1 protein-coding gene is annotated in these 659 nt (G+C 65.6%); it reads left to right on the plus strand.

All coding sequences use genetic code 11. From position 1 onward, the window contains the following. Positions 1 to 203: 203 nt before the first annotated feature. Positions 204 to 659 (plus strand): DNA translocase FtsK 4TM domain-containing protein (locus tag EOA49_RS32285; protein ID WP_206520259.1); only part of this gene is annotated, 456 nt, incomplete at its 3' end.

A 659-nucleotide genomic window follows, 5' to 3' on the forward strand; every position in this document is an offset into this window, starting at 1 on the left:
AGATCGGGTCCTTACGGGCCTGATCGTTTCGTCTTTGCCAATGAGAGATGGCGGGCTTCATGGGCCCGCCATCTCCTTTCCGGGAGCATCTCGGTAAAAGGCCATGGTTAATGCGCCCTTAACCTTCCCGCCGATAGTCTGGGAGACGAATCTCCCGGCATGCGTCACGCATCCGGCCAGGCATCGACACACGGGGAAGAGGCATGCGTTCAGGCGCTTCAGCACCGCTCGCGCTGACCGATACGGGGCACGGCATCCAGGCGTTCGCGCGGCGGCAGGTTGGGCGCCTGGTCGGCGCCGGGATGTTCGTGTTCACCGCTTTCGGCGTCGCCAGCCTCGCTACCTGGAACGTCGCCGATCCAAGCTTCTCGCACGCCACCAACAATCTCGTCACCAACGCCATGGGCTATGCGGGCGCGGTGTTTTCCGACCTTGCCATGCAGTTCTTCGGCCTTGCCGCCGTCGCCGGGCTGGTGCCGGCGGTGATCTGGGGTTTTCTGCTCTTCTCCGCCCGCGGCGTCGACAGGCTGGGCAAGCGCGGGCTTGCCTGGTTCGGCTTCGCGCTGCTTGCCGCGGCGATCGTCGGCTGCGTGACGCCGCCCAACACTTGGCCGCTGCCGACCGGTCTCGGCGGCGTGTTCGGCGATATGGTGCTGAAG

It is taken from the genome of Mesorhizobium sp. M1A.F.Ca.IN.020.04.1.1 (assembly GCF_003997315.1).
Taxonomy (GTDB): Bacteria; Pseudomonadota; Alphaproteobacteria; order Rhizobiales; family Rhizobiaceae; genus Mesorhizobium.